The 20,145-nt window shown below is 36.6% G+C and carries 20 protein-coding genes; 4 read left to right on the forward strand and 16 right to left on the reverse strand.

Annotated elements, in window-relative coordinates; translation table 11 throughout:
• Both HWV01_RS16070 and HWV01_RS16075 read right to left on the reverse strand, forming a co-directional pair.
• The gene (locus tag HWV01_RS16070) at nt 1-231 is read right to left on the reverse strand and encodes a hypothetical protein (protein WP_211672498.1); all 231 of its coding nucleotides are present in this window, start codon (nt 229-231) and stop codon (nt 1-3) included.
• Between the two features lie 177 nt (nt 232-408).
• Nucleotides 409-627 (reverse strand): hypothetical protein, encoded by a 219-nt coding sequence (locus HWV01_RS16075; RefSeq protein ID WP_211672499.1) that lies wholly within the window; start codon nt 625-627, stop codon nt 409-411.
• A gap of 243 nt (nt 628-870) precedes the next feature.
• On the opposite strand from HWV01_RS16075, the gene HWV01_RS16080 reads away from it, so the two are divergent.
• Nucleotides 871-1,200 carry a hypothetical protein gene (locus HWV01_RS16080; protein WP_211672500.1) on the forward strand — a complete coding sequence of 110 codons (330 nt, stop codon included), beginning with the start codon at nt 871-873 and terminating at the stop codon, nt 1,198-1,200.
• A gap of 120 nt (nt 1,201-1,320) precedes the next feature.
• Here HWV01_RS16080 and HWV01_RS16085 read toward each other — a convergent pair whose 3' ends face one another.
• The 7 genes from HWV01_RS16085 to HWV01_RS16115 all read right to left on the reverse strand — a co-directional run bounded on the left by HWV01_RS16085 (nt 1,321) and on the right by HWV01_RS16115 (nt 5,449).
• Nucleotides 1,321-1,530, reverse strand: coding sequence for a hypothetical protein (locus HWV01_RS16085; protein ID WP_211672501.1), 210 nt, complete (start codon nt 1,528-1,530; stop codon nt 1,321-1,323).
• A gap of 96 nt (nt 1,531-1,626) precedes the next feature.
• Nucleotides 1,627-3,423 carry a replication endonuclease gene (locus HWV01_RS16090; RefSeq protein WP_211672502.1) on the reverse strand — a complete coding sequence of 599 codons (1,797 nt, stop codon included), beginning with the start codon at nt 3,421-3,423 and terminating at the stop codon, nt 1,627-1,629.
• Between the two features lie 182 nt (nt 3,424-3,605).
• Nucleotides 3,606-3,833, reverse strand: a complete 228-nt coding sequence (locus tag HWV01_RS16095) for a hypothetical protein (RefSeq protein ID WP_211672503.1) — start codon at nt 3,831-3,833, stop codon at nt 3,606-3,608.
• Nucleotides 3,830-4,219, reverse strand: a complete 390-nt coding sequence (locus HWV01_RS16100; RefSeq protein ID WP_211672504.1) for a hypothetical protein — start codon at nt 4,217-4,219, stop codon at nt 3,830-3,832. Before HWV01_RS16100 ends, HWV01_RS16095 begins: the two co-directional genes overlap by 4 nt.
• Nucleotides 4,216-4,506: a hypothetical protein gene (locus HWV01_RS16105; RefSeq protein ID WP_211672505.1), complete on the reverse strand. Its 291-nt coding sequence runs from the start codon at nt 4,504-4,506 to the stop codon at nt 4,216-4,218. The genes HWV01_RS16100 and HWV01_RS16105 overlap by 4 nt, the downstream gene beginning before the upstream one ends.
• Nucleotides 4,507-4,525: 19 nt before the next feature.
• Nucleotides 4,526-5,044 carry a phage regulatory CII family protein gene (locus HWV01_RS16110; RefSeq protein WP_211672506.1) on the reverse strand — a complete coding sequence of 173 codons (519 nt, stop codon included), beginning with the start codon at nt 5,042-5,044 and terminating at the stop codon, nt 4,526-4,528.
• A 192-nt stretch (nt 5,045-5,236) separates the two neighbouring features.
• On the reverse strand, nt 5,237-5,449 hold the full coding sequence (locus tag HWV01_RS16115; RefSeq protein WP_211672507.1) for a hypothetical protein: 213 nt from the start codon (nt 5,447-5,449) through the stop codon (nt 5,237-5,239).
• Nucleotides 5,450-5,565: 116 nt separating this feature from the next.
• Here HWV01_RS16115 and HWV01_RS16120 point away from each other — a divergent pair, with 116 nt between their 5' ends.
• Both HWV01_RS16120 and HWV01_RS16125 read left to right on the forward strand, forming a co-directional pair.
• Nucleotides 5,566-6,267, forward strand: a complete 702-nt coding sequence (locus HWV01_RS16120; protein ID WP_211672508.1) for a helix-turn-helix transcriptional regulator — start codon at nt 5,566-5,568, stop codon at nt 6,265-6,267.
• The gene (locus HWV01_RS16125) at nt 6,246-7,490 is read left to right on the forward strand and encodes a small VCP/p97-interacting protein (protein WP_211672509.1); all 1,245 of its coding nucleotides are present in this window, start codon (nt 6,246-6,248) and stop codon (nt 7,488-7,490) included. The genes HWV01_RS16120 and HWV01_RS16125 overlap by 22 nt, the downstream gene beginning before the upstream one ends.
• 131 nt (nt 7,491-7,621) lie before the next feature.
• On the opposite strand, the gene HWV01_RS16130 is transcribed toward HWV01_RS16125, so the two are convergent.
• From HWV01_RS16130 to HWV01_RS16140, 3 genes are all read right to left on the reverse strand, one after another.
• Nucleotides 7,622-10,195: an AAA family ATPase gene (locus HWV01_RS16130; protein ID WP_211672510.1), complete on the reverse strand. Its 2,574-nt coding sequence runs from the start codon at nt 10,193-10,195 to the stop codon at nt 7,622-7,624.
• A 535-nt stretch (nt 10,196-10,730) separates the two neighbouring features.
• Nucleotides 10,731-10,946: a DUF3892 domain-containing protein gene (locus HWV01_RS16135; RefSeq protein WP_211672511.1), complete on the reverse strand. Its 216-nt coding sequence runs from the start codon at nt 10,944-10,946 to the stop codon at nt 10,731-10,733.
• Between the two features lie 780 nt (nt 10,947-11,726).
• Nucleotides 11,727-13,127, reverse strand: a complete 1,401-nt coding sequence (locus tag HWV01_RS16140) for a hypothetical protein (RefSeq protein WP_211672512.1) — start codon at nt 13,125-13,127, stop codon at nt 11,727-11,729.
• 429 nt (nt 13,128-13,556) lie between these two features.
• Between HWV01_RS16140 and HWV01_RS16145 the strand changes: the two genes are divergently transcribed.
• Nucleotides 13,557-14,525, forward strand: a complete 969-nt coding sequence (locus HWV01_RS16145) for a tyrosine-type recombinase/integrase (RefSeq protein WP_211672513.1) — start codon at nt 13,557-13,559, stop codon at nt 14,523-14,525.
• A gap of 356 nt (nt 14,526-14,881) precedes the next feature.
• On the opposite strand, the gene HWV01_RS16150 is transcribed toward HWV01_RS16145, so the two are convergent.
• The 4 genes from HWV01_RS16150 to HWV01_RS16165 form a co-directional block, all read right to left on the reverse strand.
• Nucleotides 14,882-15,064, reverse strand: a complete 183-nt coding sequence (locus HWV01_RS16150; protein ID WP_211672514.1) for a hypothetical protein — start codon at nt 15,062-15,064, stop codon at nt 14,882-14,884.
• Nucleotides 15,065-15,502: 438 nt separating this feature from the next.
• Nucleotides 15,503-15,790, reverse strand: a complete 288-nt coding sequence (locus tag HWV01_RS16155; RefSeq protein WP_211672515.1) for a hypothetical protein — start codon at nt 15,788-15,790, stop codon at nt 15,503-15,505.
• Nucleotides 15,791-17,965: 2,175 nt separating this feature from the next.
• Nucleotides 17,966-18,904 (reverse strand): class I SAM-dependent methyltransferase, encoded by a 939-nt coding sequence (locus HWV01_RS16160; protein WP_211672516.1) that lies wholly within the window; start codon nt 18,902-18,904, stop codon nt 17,966-17,968.
• Between the two features lie 116 nt (nt 18,905-19,020).
• Complete coding sequence (locus tag HWV01_RS16165) at nt 19,021-20,061, reverse strand: AI-2E family transporter (protein ID WP_211672517.1); 1,041 nt, start codon at nt 20,059-20,061, stop codon at nt 19,021-19,023.
• Nucleotides 20,062-20,145 lie beyond the last annotated feature (84 nt).

Consider the following 20,145-nt stretch of genomic DNA (forward strand, 5'->3'; position numbering starts at 1 on the left):
TCAATCTTTAGTATTTGTGAGGGCACTTTTAAGCGCAGTTGTAACTTTGTTATCCTGACGCTTTCGAGTCGCAAATAAAGGTAAAGAGAATGCTGCAACCAATGGAGCTGCACATAACATCAAAAGGCATGAATTAACAACCAAAGGTGCTTTTTCATGCAAGTTATTCAGTTGTTCCAATGCCTTAGGTAACCACTCAAACGATATGGAGGGGTTTTTTGTTTCTGCCATTGGAAATACCTATATTTATGATTATGAGACTGACTATTTCGACAATAATGTTGTATTAGCAATATAAAGTCAATATAAACATATAATTAAATGATTAAATTGATCATAGAATCGATAGTTACTTAGCCGAGTTCTCAACTCAATGGTAGTTCAATTTAAACAAGTATACATGTTAAATTAACCCCAATCCCACGACTCCCAAGTTTCCCAACTTGGCATGTAATGAGATGTATCTTTACTTTCAGAGGCCGGACTATTCCAACCACTCCAAATATTGGTTTTTTCTAGCTTAACATCGACCAGTTCTGGCGGGGGATATTGATTCTCGGCGTAATAGCCCTGCCTCAATTTAACGATGTGGTCTTTATCAACTCTGATTTGGGCACCTTGCTGCATAACATTGACCAGGTGATCATCTAAATGAATACCGCGCCTTTTCAAAGTGCTTTAATTCCAGTATTTAATCTGTCGCGTCTGGAGGGCGTACAGTTAAACTAGCTCCAGCCGCTTTCAATGTTACCCTATCTAGATTATCTAAACCGTCTATACGAGCTCTCAGAAATATCCATTTTGAGATACCTATCATCATCTAACCAATGTAAATAATATAAAATAATATTTTAATCAAGGAGATAACTTATGAAAACAAAATTTGTTGACCACTTATTCAGTAAAATTGTAGAAGGAAGATACGAAACTGGCCAATCAATAGCTGCAGTAAATAAAACGCTGAAGCAACTTGAAGAAGTTAAAGATATTATTCAATCTAGCTATGGAGACGAGGCTGTACATAATGTTCTTAGCTATAAAGTAGTTAAACGAGCTCTAGAGCAATGCTTAGATTTCATCTCAAACTTGGAGTCTTCAGTCCAAGAGACTGACTTTGAAATCTATTACTTTTATGCAGAAAGTCGACTTCAAGAGGCTGAAAAAATAATAGATTCTAATTTAGGTGAATTAAAATTATAAGTAATTCATTTTCCTAAAGTGGACCTTAACAATTTTCACGAATCAAAAAACCTTGAGAGCCTCAGCGCTTACAAGGTTTAGACACCACCATATTAACGAATCTTCTTATCCCCCATAATATTAATCGAACATTGTTTTATGTAGCTTCACTTGCTTATCAACAACATGGCTTGCACAAGCTTGGCACCACATACCAACGGTATTCACAAACACTGGTTGTATACAGGATTCATCTATAATTTTATCCTTTGCCATAGTCAGGCTAACCATTGTTTCACCAACCAAAATATCTCTTTCACATTTATCACACTGACAAAATACATTACTCATAACGTTCTCCTTAATTAAATTAATCAAAATTACAGTTCACCGAATCACATTGACCAGGTGATCATCTAAATGAATACCCACCTTCTCAAAAGCACTTTAAATCCACTCAAAATCATTAAATAATTCACACGCATATTCGGCGTCAGTAACACCCAATAAAAAGTTAGGCCGTAACAGCTTGGTAAAACGACAACTTTGGTTATCATTTTCGCTTTTTGCAGCGTCCGGCTGGCTCTGGTTACAGTTATTTTCAGTGCTCCAAGACGTAGCTCCGCTACTTTTTAAAGCCTCGTCCGCATTCGTGAGTTCGGACTTTTTCACTAATTTAAAATTACCTTCTGTGGTAAGTATCGTTTTACAAAGCCAAGAAAAACCAACTACTTTACGTAAGGTTTCACCGTAACGATTAACACTTTTTTCAATCACCAACAGTGCTTTCTTCGATGTTTCACAAAATTTAGCCCAACGGTGTTTATCTGCATGATCAAACATTTCCAAGCATTCTGGATTGAATACCACATCACTTCTCTTTGCACGACGAACCGTTCGCCAAAGTGAAACGGATACACTACCGAATGATTGAAATTGTTTTATTCTATGAGTCGATGACCAGGCGCGGGCTTTAAAGGCATTTAGCTCTGAATCTGTTTCTGGCAGGAATTTACCTGTGATATTTTTAGCTATATATTTGGCAATATAAGCCGTTGCACCGCCCTTTTCGGGGTCGCTTTCTGTCACTGTGAATCGAGGTGTAATGTCACAACCCAATTCTTCACGGTCTTCTTGAACCGCATAAAACTCCATAATTTCAATGAGCAATGCTTTGTTTTCAGGATGGCAAAACAAGAAGTAATGCGCATGACAACAACCGTCTTTATGTGGCTCTGATACACGGAAACCAAAGTAATCTAACTTTACTTTAGCCAGTGAAGCACGAACAAGTTGCCACAATTTCATTAGTCTTCTAGCTCCTTTTTTTATACTAGAGCCATCCCATTTATCTGAGTTACGGTGATACTTACTTGGTAATGTCCATGTAAAAAACAACGCGGTATAACCTTTACTTGTCGCGAGTTCTTGGAACCCACGGCTCTTGACCATCATTTCGGTATGTCGATTCTTAGGGTTCGCCGTGGTTCGTTTGATCACTTCTTTTAAATCGTACTCTTCACCCGTGTCTTCATTCACCACACACATTGATTCGACGAAAGCCATTGCCTTGCGCTGCGATTCAGTCCAATTTTTGTAAGAGATATCAGAGATCATTTTAGATTGATGCTTACCGTTCCCTACACGGCCAAGCGCAACTTGCGCATATTCAATGTAATAACGGCGCAAAGATAAAAACTGTTTCAGAATCCAGTCATCACAAATCATTTTTTTTATCGCGACTTCCAAATCGTTTGTCGATAACCGTTTACGACCAGTAAGTGGTGCAACGATGTGATAATAAATAACGTTAGTACGCATTAATTTGTATGCATCAAAAAGCGCGTTGATATAGGCGTAACCATCATCACCGTCTTCATCTTCTGCATTATTATCGAATTTGATTGAACCGATTAATTTGATGTTGTGATTAACTACCTTTTGAGACAGCTTTTTTAATTCTTCGTCTTGCATTAATACAATATGATTGAGCTCGCCCATACCCTGTATGCGCTCTTTATCTACGCCTTTTTTGGAATCAACAAAGGGGAATTCTTTTTCGATAAAGGTTGCAGCCTTCAGTGCTTCACTCACCACTTCATCAGCGTATAAATCTATGTTGCGCTGTGATGAAAAAGCTCGTTTTTGGCGTGCCTGTATTTTCTTTATTACATCGATCTTTACCACCATAGGTAAATGTGGGAAGTGATGACGCGCAAATATAGTACCGTGTTGAATTTTCAAAATAGAACCTCATCATTGAATGGATTGCTTTTCTTTCGGCTGAAGGAATGAAGTACGGCTGTTCAAGTCACACTTCCCCACACTTCGTTCGACTTTTTTACTGTCGAGTATCGATTGCAGCTCTACTCGCAAGTGATGAATATGCGCCAAACCACGGCGTCTTTGTTCAAGGGTTAACTGGCTCATATTTCGGCATGCTCCTGTGCATTTAATACGACATAACCGCCCTTGCCTTTTGGCCGACCGATTACGCCACGGAAAAGCTGGCTGCAATCTAACTGCAGGCAAGCGTTGTCGATGGCATCTTGTTTGGTTTCGCATTCGCCGATTTCGACTGTGCGAGGTTCGTAGGTTTGTTTATCGCGAATGGTGCCGCCACTTGGGCACAGTGCTATTGCAAAATACATCATGCCCATAGCTCCAATGATTCAGAACCATGCAATGGGGATGTTTCTTCCCAGTACTTTGCAATCCAAATAGCAAGGTCTTGATAGCCCAGATTAGTTGCAACAAAGTACAGCGAACGCAGCGCTCCTAATCCATGCAATTCGGATTCAGAATAAGAATCGGTGTTACCAATAACGCTTATCCAGAATGCAGCTAACGTGATTAACACTTCTTTGCGCGACAGTTGGCGAGTGTGATTAAACGACAAAACAGGCATAACCAGCACATCGAGTTCACCAGCATCTACAACTTCGAATAGCGCAATAATGTCACTGGCTTGTTCGGTACTTACATTCAGGTCAGTAAGGGACTGAATCATGCTATCAATTGGCACAGAGATACGTTTCATGCTGCCACCTCGATGTTTTCGTTTGTTGCTAGTAATTCCAATATATTGCGTTTGGCATCAAGCGCGGCTTGCATTGGACCTGAGTCACCTAGCCAGATTTCGGTGCAGTAAAGCATCGCGGCACAATAACTTGCGGTGGTTGCTTTGACGTAATCAAAACCATGCGGCATTACCTTTACAGACAGTGAGTCGTAGACACCGTTGTATTCGACCGTAATATCAATCGCCCCTGGCCTTGATGTGGCAATAAACATGATTTCGTTAATAACGCTTTGAACTGTTTCCATACTATTTATCCTTTTGAGGTTACATACCTGGTATTGGCATTCCATTTATCACTGCATCTGCACACATGGACACGAACGGCCCTGCACCACCGCAGCGGTTTTCGACGTCTGACATAAGAAAAACCAATTCGCGTACAGCTTGTTGTGCCTTTCTAACAATTGCGTCTTTCTTATGCCGCGTAAGGCGGCGGTCTGATTCGGCTTCTAAGATGTGGCGACTAATATCACCGGTATGAATTGCTACGCTCATTGCGCTTACGGTTAGTGGTTTTGAATCACCTTGTTTGGGTAGGCGAACAGCTGTTAATCCGATCTCTAAAATCGCGCTGTTGATGATGTCGTGATTGTCGGTTGCTTTGGTGATCTTGATTAATTCGTTAACGGTTAGCTGATGTGGTTGGTTGGGGTTTAGTTTGTTGCGAAGTATCTGCCCGCGCATACCACATACGCTTGCGATTGATTCTACGTTTTCGATGTCTGCGAAACGGATACAGGCCGCGTCAATTACGGTTTGTTTACAATTATTAATGTTATACATTGAACAAATCTCCCTATTTGCGATGATTAAACTATGCTGATGAAGCAGCAAAGGTGAATATGAGCACGACTAAGACCACTTCAAATACGATGAGTACTGGGCATATGAATTCGTGTTTGATTTCACACTGACTACACCGTCTTGTGCATTTCCCTTTGCTGCTTAATTTGATTTTATTAAGCATGTTGACCCCTAAGTAAGCCAAGGCTTATCGGCGTTTGACTCTTCGCAAATTTGCGTCAGCTTTAGCATGTTTACAAAACGAGTTGCCCGAGGTTGATGCTGAATGAATGGAAGTGCACCACGATCCATTTGGGCAGCAACTGCACACTCTGTTTGACCTGTTATTTTTGCGAACTTAGGGATACTTACAATGGGTGTATCAAATGCAATTGTTATCGACATATCTGGTTCCTTATGGGATCATTTGGGGTTAACACGTTGAAATGCCACTTAGTACCGCTTAAAACACTCTTGGTGACATCTCGGATTATTATGGGTACATATCGGAACCATGTCAAATGATGTATAGTGAAAAAGTTAAATCCATAAGGAAAAGCACAGGACTGAGCCAGATAAAATTCTGCAACGAAACAGGGATACCAATTAGCACGCTTAAAAAGGTAGAGTCAGGAGTTCAACAACCTAGTCTTACCCTATTAAGCAAAATAATTAACCATAATGACTTTTTCAAATATTCACTCTGGCTATTTGGGGACAAAACGGCACCATCGTTAGATCAGGTATCTCCTCTTGATACAGAACAAGTTGATGCAGCGCCGACTTTCAAAAATGAAGAAAAAATACATATAGAACTCCCTTTCTACGAAATATCAGCATCTGCTGGCGTTGGTTTATTAGCAGAGGTAGAAGAACAGCCTAAAACAATTAGCTTTGAGCCTAACTGGTTACGTAGTGAAGTTGGTGTGTGTCCGACGAATGTATTTTTGATGTTAGTTGAAGGCGATAGCATGCAACCGACATTAAAGAACGGCTCGATGATCATGGTTAATAAGAATATAGATAACTTATCTGATGGGATTTATGTCATGCGTTATGACAATAACTTGTTGGTGAAACGATTACAGATGTTACCAGGCGGCATTATCCGCGTTAAGTCTGATAATTCCATGTATGACCCTTGGGAGATCACTAAATCGCAATTGGACGGTGAAGAACTAGCGCTTATAGGGCGTGTTGTTTGGACTGGGCAGAAGATGTGATGCGGATTTTAAATTGTTGCCTTTTTCTGTTCGCTATTTTTTTGGCTTTTAAATCTGGATATTTTAGCGCTTATTTTTTTAGTTTAGATAGAAGCAAAAGTGAATTCGCTAATTTATCGGTGTTCATAGGTAGTATATCTACAGCTGTTACTTTTGTTTTTTTGATAATTCAAAATATCAAGATCCGTGAACAGCAAAAATTAGCAGATAGAAAACAAGAAGAAGCAGAGCTCCGCCAAGAAGCTGCTGAAAAACGCCAAGAGGCTGCAGATCAGCGCCAAGAACAGTTTGAACTAAGACAAAAGGAAATCTGGGATTCACAACAAGTTAAAATTCAATTCGAGATGTACCAAGCGCATAAAAGAGAGTTTTTTAGAGTTTTAGATGATATTGAAAACCCATCATCTATGGATATAGAATTTTATAATAGAGAGGAGTTATATCGTCGTATTTATCCAATGAATAGTTTTAAGTCTGTCTCATTAGACATAGATAATACTGATAGCAGTATGCCTGGTGATTTAGCAGATATAAATAAGTCATATCTTTTAATAATTAAACAGTTAACAGCCTTCAGCATTGGTAATATGGATGAAAAAGAACGTAAAGAAGCACCACATCTTTATCTTCTTGCCTTAGTAGAATTATTGTCTCTACTCAACCTGACGATTATACCTAAAGATAAGTTTGGGGATGTTTTGGTAAATAAAAAAATGGTGTTAAATGCATATAACTTGGATACGTCAATAAACACTTTGTATCACGTATTAAAAGGCATTATGGCATTTATTGGCTATCAAAATATTGCGAAAATCCCTAACCTAAGTGGTCCTTACTATTATGATGCAATGCAATGCGTTTTATTCAAGCACATAAAAACAAGAACGCAATATAACGTTAATTTGGATAATAAAAAATATGCAATTGCGCTATTCGATTTGTATATGTTTTTCAATAATGAAACGATTAGACATATAGACTCCTGTACAGGATTAGGTCTAATCCATTCATTTATGCGTGATGGGAAAAAAATTGCAAATCTTATAAAAAACGAAGAGCAATTAGCGAGACTAGTAAACACTCTATTTAATCAATACAATGATTTTTTTGCGCAGTTACCTCAGGATCTCGTGCAACAATTTGAGGGTATTTATTCTCAATACCCTCAATTGTTCCAACTAGCAGAGCGCTATAAAATTACTGAGCTTTATTGCAAAAACTAAATTATATGCACACCAGTAAAAACTTAAATCCCAATAGATAGTGAAATACACTTAGATTAGTGTCCATAGTTGCTGGAGCAGATAGCTAATAGGGTAACATCCTTATTAGCTATCAAAAATCTAAGTAATAGTTAACTAATCGTACTTAGATCCTTAGGTCGTACATAACTTTTAATTGACTCATCAAGCTGTAATAATAATGCCAGCAATTCGTACGCTAAATTTTCATCGAATTCCTCATCACGATTTTCCTCATGAGTGCCTTTATTCAGCAGTGTCCAATTAACTTGATGCCTCTTACTTTTGTCTTTTATTGCTCCTAATGCATTCTTAGAAGGCACAAAGGATAAAATTCCAGGTTTTTTTTCTATGACATTAAGCAATGCAATTAGACCATCTACTAATGAATACAAATCCGGACTTCGACCTGGAGCAAATAACTTAACTGATACTGACGAACTAAGTCCTTCGCTACTAAGTTTACGCCACAGGCGGTCAGTGAGGTCTTCGAGAGCTCTTCTACATTCCATTAATCCATCTTTAGTTTTACTTGCATCTAAGCTATTCTTCGCTTTTTCCAAATACTGTCTGTTTTGGTCTTCTAAGATAACAATATCTCTACCATTCTTGTTTCTCACTAAATCATAACGCTTGAGTACCTTGGATAAATGTTTGTTTGGAAGTTGATTTTCTAAACGCTTTACAAAATCCTCACCATGAGTCGTAACGATTATTTGTTTTTCTTTGTATTTGGTTGTTTCGAAGAGCTCATTGATAACCCCAGTTCTATGTTCGTCATCAATAGCGTTAACTACATCATCAAAAATAAATATATTCTGTTTGTCTTTTATCGATTTAGCCAACAATATAGATAAGCCTAAACACCTTAAGTGCCCTTCACTCAAAACTCTAAGTGCGTCTTCGTTATGACCATCTATAAACTGTAGCATTATATTTTCAGATGGGTTTTTCGGTAACCGGAGGTCAATCAAAGTTTCATGTGGATAAGGGTGTTTGTTTATATTGTTATATATCTCCATTGATGTATTCGATAACTCCCCAGCAATAATACCCGGTAAGTTACTTGAATAGGTCCGTAACTCACGAATAAGATTTTCATAAGCTACGACGTAATGTCCAACCAAGTCAATTCTTTTAGACTCATCAGAAGCCTCTAATATTAACTTTTTATTTTTCTCATCAAAAGTATCTATTTTACTCTTTTCTTGTTTTATAGATCTATTGGACAATTGGAAAAGTTCATTTATAGTTGTTGCTTCTGTATAATCAAAACCGTAATTTTTTATTTGATTATGAAGCTCTTCAATTTCCTTTACTAAAGGAGTGTTTTCTTTATTCTCCTCTTTATACTTAGATAAAACATTTTTTAACTTAATATTTATATGACCAATTACAGTAGGGAGATTACTGTACACCAAATCAGTTTCTATTTCGTATTTCTGCAATCTGCTTACAAATATGAATATCTCATTATCGATAGCCGACTTCATCCTCTTAAAGCTAGTTTGTGTCCTTGCTATGTTTTCAAGTTCTATAAGTTTAGCCTTTGATTTATCGAATGGATTTTTCGTTACCTTATCTAAAGGAGTATCACAAGAGGGGCAGCAAGTTGCTCCCTGTTCCAAAGCCGATATCGCTTTATATAAATCAAGAAAGTTTATTTCATTAACAGATTGGCTAAGCTCTTTCTCCAATGATATACATTCACCATACTTAATACTAAGTCGATTTCCATCCTCGATTAACGCACTTAGGGAGCTAAGTTCTCTTATTTTTACCTTTTTATATTTGGATAGTTTGTGATTTAGATTTTCCATAAAGGCCGAGTCTGGTTTCAGTTTTTTAATTACATCAGAGACTAAATCCAGTTCTGGATACTTTGCCATTAGCTTGTTTTTTCTAAATTTAAAGCCATTAATTTGTGCTTTACTGTTATCTATTATTGCTAATGAGGAATCAATCTTTTTCCTTTCAATAACGAGCTCTTGGTTTTTTACCGGAGCGATAACTAAATAATTCTTAATCGATGCACTAAAACCTGTACAGAATTTGTTAAATTCATCAAGTCCAAAAAGTAGAGATAGTCGAGACTGCTTTTCACTATTTGTATATGAAGATACACGAGCAAAACCTTCAATTCTATTTCTTTCAATAAACATGAATTCATTTTCTGGCGATGCTATTGATTCGGATACAGAACCATCTGAGTATTCAACTACAAGACTAACGTTTGTATCAAGTTCCTTTATATTTTTTGTATATACATTATCGTTAAATCGCTTTGATTTTGCTTCGTGTATCTTACCCGTTAACTTGTATTCTAACGCTTCACAAATACTAGACTTACCGGTACCATTCGGTCCATAAATAAAACTATACTGCTTACTTAAGTCAAAGTCTTTACACTCTGTAAAACCACGAAACCCTTTAATGGAAAGGTTCTTAAGACGAGTAATTTTTTTCCTATTTTTTAAGTCTTCTTTACGGAGTGATGTAAAAGGCTTCATTGGCGTATTTAATATCAAACTTGATACGTACTTCCCTCTGGAACCAGCTGCTACCCCCTTACTTGAAACAGCATCAAAATTGGTAAATATTAGATTCGCAATTTCTTTTTCTTTTATAGAAAAGCTGCTTAGACTTGATTCTAAGAAATTCAAATATTCATTTTTTGTTTCAGACATACAATGTTCCTGCGTATTTGTAAACATAACCACACCCTATCCAGAATGGTTATATAAATAAGGTGATTTACCCTTGTGATACAGAATGGGAGGCTCAATTTAAGCATATTAAAATTTAGTAAGTGTAAATGGCAGTTCAACCAATTAAATGGAAAATAAAATAAATAGTAATCTGATATTTAAGTAGATTCAGAGAGAGCATGTAGTCCAGTTATTTATTTCCCAAGGCCTGCCAATTATTAACGGTGACCAATATGCAACTGATTTTATTGAGGTTTAATTTTATAGCAAGGAAAAGTAAGGCTATTTAATGACAAACTGTGACGGGAGTGAAAAACAAACAACTTATAGGCTATAAATTCCACATACGGAACCTATTTCAATATAATTCAATTACTTGCATTGTCTTACTCTGTGTATCGAACAATGACAAACAAACATTGAAACGAGTTAATATTTAACATACGCATGCTTCTAGCAAACACAGTGGTAATGTTATTGTGATCAAATCACCTTTGTCTCTACGATTTACACATCAATCGTCAATATTATCTGGTACGTTATGATTTGGGTTATTTCTCGCATACTCAACACCATTTCGCTTGTAGATGTGGGTATCAGGATGTTTACCTTGCTTTACTTCTTTTACTAATTTAGAACGTGTAACAACCCCTCTCCCTTTGACTGTATATGAACTATTAGCACCGCCATTACCATCGCAATTACCATTAATACTTTTACCTTTAGCCATACATTTACCCCATATAAAAAAATTATAAGAACTTTCAGAAACAAAGTTAGATCTCCTAATTTATGTATGGGCACACAGTGTAATATCAATGATATTCATTTATTCGCATATTAGTTAAACTGAAAAACATGGAACTCATATGTAATATATCTAGAACACCTATTTTAGGTGCTTATATTCAGAATAAAGACAAACATCACGCCCGAATATTAATGGCCGTAAACTGACTCACAACTTAAAACCAAAGTACTCAATATTTTTGCCAAGCATCATTCAGGGGCTAACTTTAAAGTATCCTCCACGACTAAAATAAAAGTATGACTGAACTAATATTGAACGGACTTATGGCAACATTATTCATTACGCATGTAGGTATTTATTTTGTTACTTATGGTTTTGAACGAATAGAACTGAGTATGAAAATTGATAAGACTAGATTGAAACTGTTTTATATGCGCTGGGCTTTTTCTACTTCGATGATAATAGGCATATTTTATCTTGTAACTATGCCTATTTTGTTGAGAGAAGTTTATTTTGGGGTTTAGAACACCGAAACGGTTCTTATTTTTTAATCGGAACGTCTTAATCTTTTGCTCTAAACTACATTCAGTTAACGAAGACTAATATTGGCGGCCATTGCTACTTAACACTAGATGTGTAATAGCTTTAAATGAAATATAAAATCAATGGGTCTTCTTGAAAATCAAATTAAACTCCAAAATAAAAATAATGGTTAGCGATAATATCGAAGTAAGAGCCAACCATTATTTTACGTAAAATCTATTTGGCCGATTTGTTATTTGACCCAAGTAGATTAGATACTTTATTGGTAATCGTTGCTATATTCTGCTGCTCTATTTTTGATTTTTCTATTTCGGCTGTAGTCTGGCCCTTTTCTAGTACTGCATTTCTTTCAGTTCTAGATAATTCCAATATTACAGCTGATGTAGATTTTGTATCCTCCGTAATTATTGAGCACTTTATAGCGACTAGCTTGGCTTCCACATTAGTCATTTCATTTTGGAAATACTTAATTTCTGACAAACTAGATTTATATAATTTTAGAAAAAAATATGCAAAAATTTCAATTAACAAAACTAATGATAAACGAGGTATAAAGTGAGCAATAAATGCGAGTTTATCTTCAGGAATCGAATCAATTTCAACAACAAAATATCCAAGTATCGTTAACCCAATAATTGTGGTCGTTATACCCAAGCTAAGATTTAAATTACCTCTTCTACTTAATGAATCGATTTCAGAGTAGATACGCTTAAGTGTGTTTTTAAAAACATTTTCAACTTCTTTTAAATGCTCAGTGTTTTTAACTTTTTCTTCCAGTTGTTTTAGAACGTCAGCTGAAGCCTTGCTTATTGAATTTTTAACTATCTCTTCTCTTAACAATGAAACAAGTTCGTCTCGCTCCTCTACAGTCATAATATCATTTTTTGAAGTACTTTGATTAAGCTCTTCCCGTAGGGCTACAATTTCATTTTTGACAACTTCTAAATCAGGATCAACAGTAAATGAATGGTGCTCAATTTTATCACGCAGACGAGCTAATTCACTTTCATATTCTTTATAACCCCCAGTACTAATATCTTGTTTTTTAAAACCCGTTTGTAGATAAGTCATCAATATCGAAATAGCTGATACAGAGGATAAGCCCAACCCGAAAATTTTATATATGGTACTGTTAATATTTGAAAATGCTTCAAATATATCACTCATATTTATTAGGACTAAACCCAAAATCAAAGGTAAAACAATCATGACGATTCGTTTACGTTGACGCCTTTCATTCATCTGAATGTAATATTCTTGTTTTAGTTGTCGTTGTCGTTGTTCTTGGTCTTGTTCTTGTCGTTGTTGTCGTTGTAGCTGTTCTTGTAGCTGTTCATGTCGTTGCTGTCGTTGTACCTGTTCTTGTTGTAGCTTTTCTTGTTGTAGCTGTTCTTGTTGTAGCTTTTCTTGTTGTAGCTGTTCTTGTTGTAGCTTTTCTTGTTGTAGCTTTTCTTGTTGTAGCTTTTCTTGTTGTAGCTTTTCTTGTTGTAGCTTTTCTTGTTGTAGCTTTTCTTGTTGTAGCTTTTCTTGTTGTAGCTTTTCTTGTTGTAGCTTTTCTTGTTGTAGCTTTTCTTGTTGTAGCTGTTCTTGTTGTTCTACGATTAAACGATCTTTCATTTTGTGCCTTTTAATAATTTATAGTGATATTAACCAACTATAAATTCAGATTGTTTTATAAGTTGATTGATTAGTTACTTCAAGGGGGAACGCGTTATATTGTCAGTTATATAGATACTAGCTATGTGAATGAGTATATTGATTTAAATTTTTCATGACAACATAAACTGTTTGTTTGGAACATTCTTAGTACTTTACTAAAATATTAATCACATTTTATAAAAATATTCCATTTCAACTTTTCCATTAAACATAAATATTTCCAGTTAGGTATAAATAACCGTTAACATCCCTTTTCACAAACTTCGATTTATACATTTTTTAATTCGTGTATTTACTTACGATGAACAAACATTGAACCCAACAGATTTAAATCCTATGATACGATTACTACCTGTATAAAAAAACAGTCTTATTAAGAGTTACTCAATGTCCATTAAACCAATCACTAACGGTTATGAAGTCGATTGCCGCCCACAGGGGCGAAACGGTAAACGCTACAGAAAGAAGTTTACAACCAAAGGTGAAGCACAGAAGTACGAACGCTGGCTGTTGTCGACTCAGAATCAGAAAAACTGGGTTGAGAAAACAGCTGATAAGCGCCCCCTGCTCGAGCTGATACATCTTTGGTATCATTACCACGGCCAACAGCTTAAGACTGGTAAAAAAGAGCTTAAGCACCTAGTAGCTCTCGATTCCGACTTAGGCCACCCAAGGGCAGACCAAGTAACGCGACAGTGTTTTACGCAATATCGCGCACTCAAAATGGCCGAAGGTAAAAAGGCAACAACCATCAATCGTAACCAAACGCGATTAAGCAGTGTGTTTACCGCATTGATCAAAGCTGAAGAATTTCATAATCAGCACCCACTTAAAGGGCTAAGCAAGTTAAAAGAACGTGTATCCGAAATGGGATTCTTGAGTAAGCCGGAAATAAAGCAGTTACTAAACAGCCTAAGTGGTGATGAGTTACATATTGCTAAACTATGTTTATCAACTGGTGCGCGTTGGACTGAAGCTGCAGACCTAAGAGGCAGTGATATTGTGCATGGTCGAGTGACGTTTAGTGATACCAAAAATGGTAGGAATAGAACGGTGCCAATTACCAGTAAGTTAATGGGTGAAATCCATCATGGGAAAAGTAGTCGGTTATTCAAGGGATCTTACGCTAAATTTTACAGTGTACTGAAGGAACAAGAGTTTGACTTGCCAAAGGGTCAGGCTGCGCATGTTTTACGGCATACTTTTGCTAGCCACTTTATGATGAATGGCGGCAATATTTTAACGCTACAGAAGATCCTGGGACATTCAACAATAACGCAAACCATGACTTACGCACACCTTGCACCAGACTACCTAAACGAAGCAATGGAATTTAATCCAGTGTCCACATTATGACCCAATTAGTATGTTTAGGTGCTATTTACTGCTCGACACTGCCAACCTAAAGCCTTGTAATAGCAGGGAAAGCCTATTACAGCGGGTGTGTAAAAGCCTCCCTCGGGAGCCTTTTTTGATCGCCCACCCCTACTACGAAATTTCAGCATCAGCAGGCGTTGGGTTATTGGCAGAAGGAGATCACTAAATCGCAATTGGACGGTGAAGAACTTACACTTATTGGACGTGTGGTTTGGACTGGGCAGAAGATGTGACTTTTGGATTTGAGCTAGATGTGAAACAGACTAATTTGGTTGCCTAAGTTAGTCTGTTCTATCTTATTTTTGGACAAAACCTTATTAGAGTTATTGTCTAGATTATTGCTCGACTTCAGGTTTACCTTCTTCGTTGATATAAAGTTTTGCTTTAGATTCATTTATTAACCGTGCAGCATAAGACGGTGATAGCGCGCGAACACTCCCTTTCTCTCCATGGAATGAAGGTTCCCATACTCTATCTTTATATTGACCTGTTACTATAAACTCTACTATTACTTTCATAAGGCATCCTTAAGTGGCAGTTTTGTTTTATACAGTTACATTATTTATTTTTAACGTGTAGGCAGTTAACAATACACCTATTTAAAGTTTTGAAAAACATCTAATAAGTTGTTCGGCGTCTATCGGTTGAGAATTTTTTTAGTAAGAGCTTTTTGCTCTATCGACTAAATCGTCCATATACGACCGATTGAACACAAAGGTGACAATGTGCAATACCACTCAGCTCAAAATGCCCCCTAAACCTCATTTTAGCCTTTTATAGCGATTTTACTCAGTAATTATAGATGGATAATCTTGCACTGTCTTAGTCATCCCTCTTTCGCGCGATTCTAATTTAAATTCTTATCTCTAATACTTTGTAGATATGGGATGCAAGTCACTAATAGGAGGAAAAGCCGATTGTGATGATCGCTAGCGTTACGAACCCTGTTTATTAGCTTAAACTTTCTGCTTTTTAATGTACCAAATTAAAATAGGTATTTCGATTAAGCCATAAGTAATGAGCGTAAACCAAACCCAATTAATATTCATAATGAACAAATTGAATTCATGACCACTACCCCAATAATGCAGGCCAACGACTAGCAAAGAAAAAGCTGAAACAAAAAGGTCATAAACTGAAATTTTGTTCAAGCTGTCACCAGCTAACTTCGGATAGATAGAAAGGTACGCCACTAAAATAATAATTAGGTTTAATAATAGAATAGATAATTCTGGTGAATCCATTTAAAGCAATACTCCTTATAACGGTGTATTTACGGAATTCCGTAAACTAAATTTAAATGACTGAATGCAATTAAAAATAGCAATATATACCAATATTTAAGTAGATAATACGTTTAAAACGATTAATTAAGTAATGACACTGAATTTCATACACAAAAAAATGGCAGCATGATAACCTAACTTTTGTTATATATTAATAGCATATAGAGATGAGGTAAACATGAAGAAGCTGATCATAACGATATTAGTAAGTATTGCACTCCAAGGTTGCACGACAACAACCAAAACATGTTATATCTCTCCAGGTGGCACCTGTACTCCATCTGAGTCAGCAGCCGACTCTAAAATATAGGCAAGAAGCTGATAGAAAAATAAACGTCGCTATCGTTATCAAATAATAGCGACGAAATGATATATACATCACGCCTTAATCTCCATAACAACAAGCTCGCTCACAGTTTCCAGCCCCATCCTCTAAGAAAAATGCCTAAATTCACTTTATTGCTATTTTTAATACGTATTTAACAGTAAAAGAAACGCCTATGTCATCAGTGAGCATTGTTACCCATTTAATCTTATTATTAGTCACCTATATCGGTATATTTTATCGTGTACACCAGCAACACCCTATCACAATAGGGAAACCGCTCACCCTCGAGCAAGTCCTTGCAATTAAAGCTCGGTTCATAACTTACACTTTACTGGTGTTTGGTATATCCATACTGGTCAATTTCCCAAACCTATACTGGCAAGGTTAATATTGAGAATGGTATTTATACATCCCCTCCCGCTACATTCGCTTATCTTAGATTAATTAACGCTGACGGTAAATTCAGTGCCTCTCTAGCGCCTGCAGATACGCTTTTGCCATTAAGTGGTCAACATCAATACCGCATACGAAATCAAATAAACTTCGCACAACTATTGTAAATAACAGTTACGTAATAGCTACATAATAGTTAAACAAAGTGAGGTTTTAGTTCATCAAAATCCTCTTTTAAGCTTGTGTATCAACATATCTACAAAATCGCGATTACAGCCATTAAAATTAAGGAATTAACGTCTTAGTCTCAAATAAAAAATAACGTGCTCAGCGCTTCTGAGGACGTTATTTTATATAACAAAAACAACTAAAAAAGCCAGTCCTTAGTTGTATTTAATTTCTAATTTTTCCTTGATTTTTGAATACACATTAAAAATCAGAGCTAAAACTCTTTAAATACAACCACTTAAAATGTAAACCCCAGTTAACACACATGGTTATCCACAGAATCTGTGGATAACCTGATTAAAATACCTATTATTGGTAGGATAATCCAATCATATGCCTAATTTAGTCCACAACCGCGTTTTTATGCTTAAAGTTATGCACAACAGGAGTAATGCTAAGGGGATATATACATAATACGGACATATTCGTGTATAACGTGTGAGTCGAAAAAAAGTTAACCGTCGATGTCATGTTTTCAATACAAATAACTAAAAATTTATATTGTTAAATACGCCATGATGTATTTAACAGACATAAAAAAAGCCTCAAACGAGGCTTCTTTATCATCAGTATATATCGTTAACTATTCAGTCTGAGCTGATTAGTTTACGCCTGACTCATCTTCAAGTTGTTTGCGTAATTCCGCTTCTAATTCTTGTTGTAATTCGTCTTGAAGTTGATAATACGATAAATCGTTTTCATTATAGTCCATCATAACCACCTTACTTGTACCAAATAGTACATCGTTAAATATGTCGATAATCGATAACCTGCTTATCACACTTCTCCGAACAACCCTTTGCTCAGCTCATGTATTAATCGTAACACAGCATTTTCAGTCTGCAATATTTCTTGATCTGGATGAAAAGTTTGATCATGGTCAATAAATCTATTTTGTAATTATTTATCAACATTTTGATTATCAGCTCTTCATATGAAAGTAAACTAACGAAATAACAAAGGAACCATTACCTCAAATACAAGGAGGTGACTAAAACTGAACAAAAATAAACAAAATAGAACAACTTAATATAAGTTATATCAAAAAGTAATATAGAGGGATTTTGACGCTAATATCAGCACATCAATGAATTGACAAGAAAAGGAGTTGGCTAGGAAATAACTTAACAGACTCTGTTTATACAGTGATAGGAGTGACTTTAACAATCACTCCATCATTGCAACTATTCTGCTTTAGGCGAGTAAATAAAGATTAGTACTTTAAGACCTTTACCCACTTCTGCTTCTTTAAATACAGCTGGCGGCGCAAGTTGTTCTTGAAACACACAATCAGGGCAATGCTCTGCTACATTATCAAATAAGAACTGTTCACCAAGCTCAGGAGCATTTAAACATAACATCACTTTACCACCCGGTTTCATCAACTGTGGGATACGCTTAATGATCTTGCTGTAGTCACGTTTAATATCAACACTGCCTTTTTGGAATGACGGTGGATCCGAGATCAACAGGTCATAAGGACCGTGCTTACGCAAGCGACCATATGATTTAAAGATATCAACGCCTTCAAATTTAACCCGCTTAAGATCATGACCATTACTGCGGTGATTATCACGACCCATGGTTAATGAGGTACGGCTAAGATCAACGTTCATCACCTTGTCTGCGCCACCCGCTAAAGCGGCAACAGAGAAAGCACAAGTATATGAAAACAAGTTTAATACATTGGCATTTTCTGCGTGTTCTTTCACCCATTGACGGCCATTCGCCATATCAAGAAATAACCCCGTGTTTTGCGCACGACCAAATTCGAGATTGAAAGTCATACCATTTTCAGTGATTTCGGTACGGTGACATTCTTCGCCAAGGAACAAGGCTGTTGGGGCACGTTCACGACAACGGAATTGCACGAGTACAGTTTTACATTGCTCACCAAGTTGTGCTTGAAGCGATTCTGCTAACAATAATAAGTAATCGTTTTCTTCTTCTTTGTATAGCGTGATAAGTGCAACTGGTGGTAACCAATCGATGTTCATGTGTTCAAAACCAGCATACGTATGGCCACGACCATGGAACAAGCGACAAGCATCTTCTGCTGCAGCAGAAAAATCAATAAATTCAAGCGGCAATTTCACATCAGCCTCAGACATAGCAACAGTCACAATCTTGTTCACCTTAATTAATTTTACAAAATAAAAAGGGATGCACACTGTACATCCCTTTATTCAATTCACCGCATTATACTTGATTAGCACTAAAATGCGATCAAGCGGATCGGTTATTTTTTCACATCAACATCACTACTGATCAGTATCGACATCCAGTTCTGATCATTAATGGTTTCTAAGCCAATTTTAACAATCATTGTTAGCGGTACTGCGAGTAGCATACCAACAAGGCCAAGTAACCAACCCCAGAAGATTAATGATAAGAAAACAATCAAGGTTGATAACCCCAGTCCTTTTCCCATGAAACGCGGTTCTATAACGTTACCCATGATCAAATTAATTGTGACATAGCCAGCAGCGACTGCACCAGCTTGTGGTAGACCTAGCTGTAAAGTCGTTAGAATCACTGCCGGTACTGCGGCAATTAAAGAACCGATATTAGGTACGTAGTTAAGTAGGAATGCAATCAATCCCCACAGAAGATAGAAATCCACATCCATTATAAACAACATTAAACCAACAGACATACCCGTCGCCATACTAACTAGCGTTTTGATCGCTACGTACTTGTTCACCGAATCTAAGAACTTGTCTAGCTGCGCTAATTTGAAGTCAGGGTCTTTAAACATTAAATGTAGTTTCTTCGGTAATACATCACCTTCAAACAACATAAAGACTACAGTTAATAAGATCAGGAAGATATTGGCCATCACCCCAGACAAACTACTCACCATGCTAGAAACCATAGTAACAGCGGTGCCTGGATTGAAGTATTCCAATAAGGTGTCTGATGATATTTGAATATTGTATTTATTTAAGAATATGACTAGCTCGCCATAATGTCCTCTAATTTGGCTTTGATAATCACCAATATTACTCGTTAGTTGTTGTACACTCGAACCGATGACACTGGTGATCGTCAGACCAATCAAGATAGCTACAATCAACACCATAAAAATGGCTATTGCACGAGGGATACGGCAACGAGTGATCACATTGACCAACGGATTACAAATAATAGCAATAAACACAGCAAGCAAAAATGGAATGATAATCGGCGTGGCTATTTTGATACCACCGAGAATAATGATCACAGCGGCTATCATCCCCACATTACGCATCTGGCTATTTTCGTTTAAAATTAGTTTCATAGTTACTCATTAAGGTGCTACTGGGCGCTAATAGTCGCCAGTATTCTACGACGTGATTGATGAATATAACCTTAACAAGGTTAA

Origin of the sequence: Moritella sp. 5, assembly GCF_018219455.1 — a bacterium.
GTDB lineage: Bacteria > Pseudomonadota > Gammaproteobacteria > Enterobacterales > Moritellaceae > Moritella.

Coding starts and splice junctions, on each gene's coding strand:
- HWV01_RS16120 (WP_211672508.1), top strand. CDS start 5,566: ATGATGTATAGTGAAAAAGTTAAATCCATAAGGAAAAGCACAGGACTG.
- HWV01_RS16130 (WP_211672510.1), bottom strand. CDS start 10,195: ATGTCTGAAACAAAAAATGAATATTTGAATTTCTTAGAATCAAGTCTA.
- HWV01_RS16080 (WP_211672500.1), top strand. CDS start 871: ATGAAAACAAAATTTGTTGACCACTTATTCAGTAAAATTGTAGAAGGA.
- HWV01_RS16115 (WP_211672507.1), bottom strand. CDS start 5,449: ATGTCGATAACAATTGCATTTGATACACCCATTGTAAGTATCCCTAAG.
- HWV01_RS16085 (WP_211672501.1), bottom strand. CDS start 1,530: ATGAGTAATGTATTTTGTCAGTGTGATAAATGTGAAAGAGATATTTTG.
- HWV01_RS16135 (WP_211672511.1), bottom strand. CDS start 10,946: ATGGCTAAAGGTAAAAGTATTAATGGTAATTGCGATGGTAATGGCGGT.
- HWV01_RS16165 (WP_211672517.1), bottom strand. CDS start 20,061: ATGAAACTAATTTTAAACGAAAATAGCCAGATGCGTAATGTGGGGATG.
- HWV01_RS16150 (WP_211672514.1), bottom strand. CDS start 15,064: ATGAAAGTAATAGTAGAGTTTATAGTAACAGGTCAATATAAAGATAGA.
- HWV01_RS16100 (WP_211672504.1), bottom strand. CDS start 4,219: ATGAAACGTATCTCTGTGCCAATTGATAGCATGATTCAGTCCCTTACT.
- HWV01_RS16155 (WP_211672515.1), bottom strand. CDS start 15,790: ATGGATTCACCAGAATTATCTATTCTATTATTAAACCTAATTATTATT.
- HWV01_RS16110 (WP_211672506.1), bottom strand. CDS start 5,044: ATGTATAACATTAATAATTGTAAACAAACCGTAATTGACGCGGCCTGT.
- HWV01_RS16140 (WP_211672512.1), bottom strand. CDS start 13,127: ATGAAAGATCGTTTAATCGTAGAACAACAAGAACAGCTACAACAAGAA.
- HWV01_RS16095 (WP_211672503.1), bottom strand. CDS start 3,833: ATGATGTATTTTGCAATAGCACTGTGCCCAAGTGGCGGCACCATTCGC.
- HWV01_RS16070 (WP_211672498.1), bottom strand. CDS start 231: ATGGCAGAAACAAAAAACCCCTCCATATCGTTTGAGTGGTTACCTAAG.
- HWV01_RS16075 (WP_211672499.1), bottom strand. CDS start 627: ATGCAGCAAGGTGCCCAAATCAGAGTTGATAAAGACCACATCGTTAAA.
- HWV01_RS16145 (WP_211672513.1), top strand. CDS start 13,557: ATGTCCATTAAACCAATCACTAACGGTTATGAAGTCGATTGCCGCCCA.
- HWV01_RS16105 (WP_211672505.1), bottom strand. CDS start 4,506: ATGGAAACAGTTCAAAGCGTTATTAACGAAATCATGTTTATTGCCACA.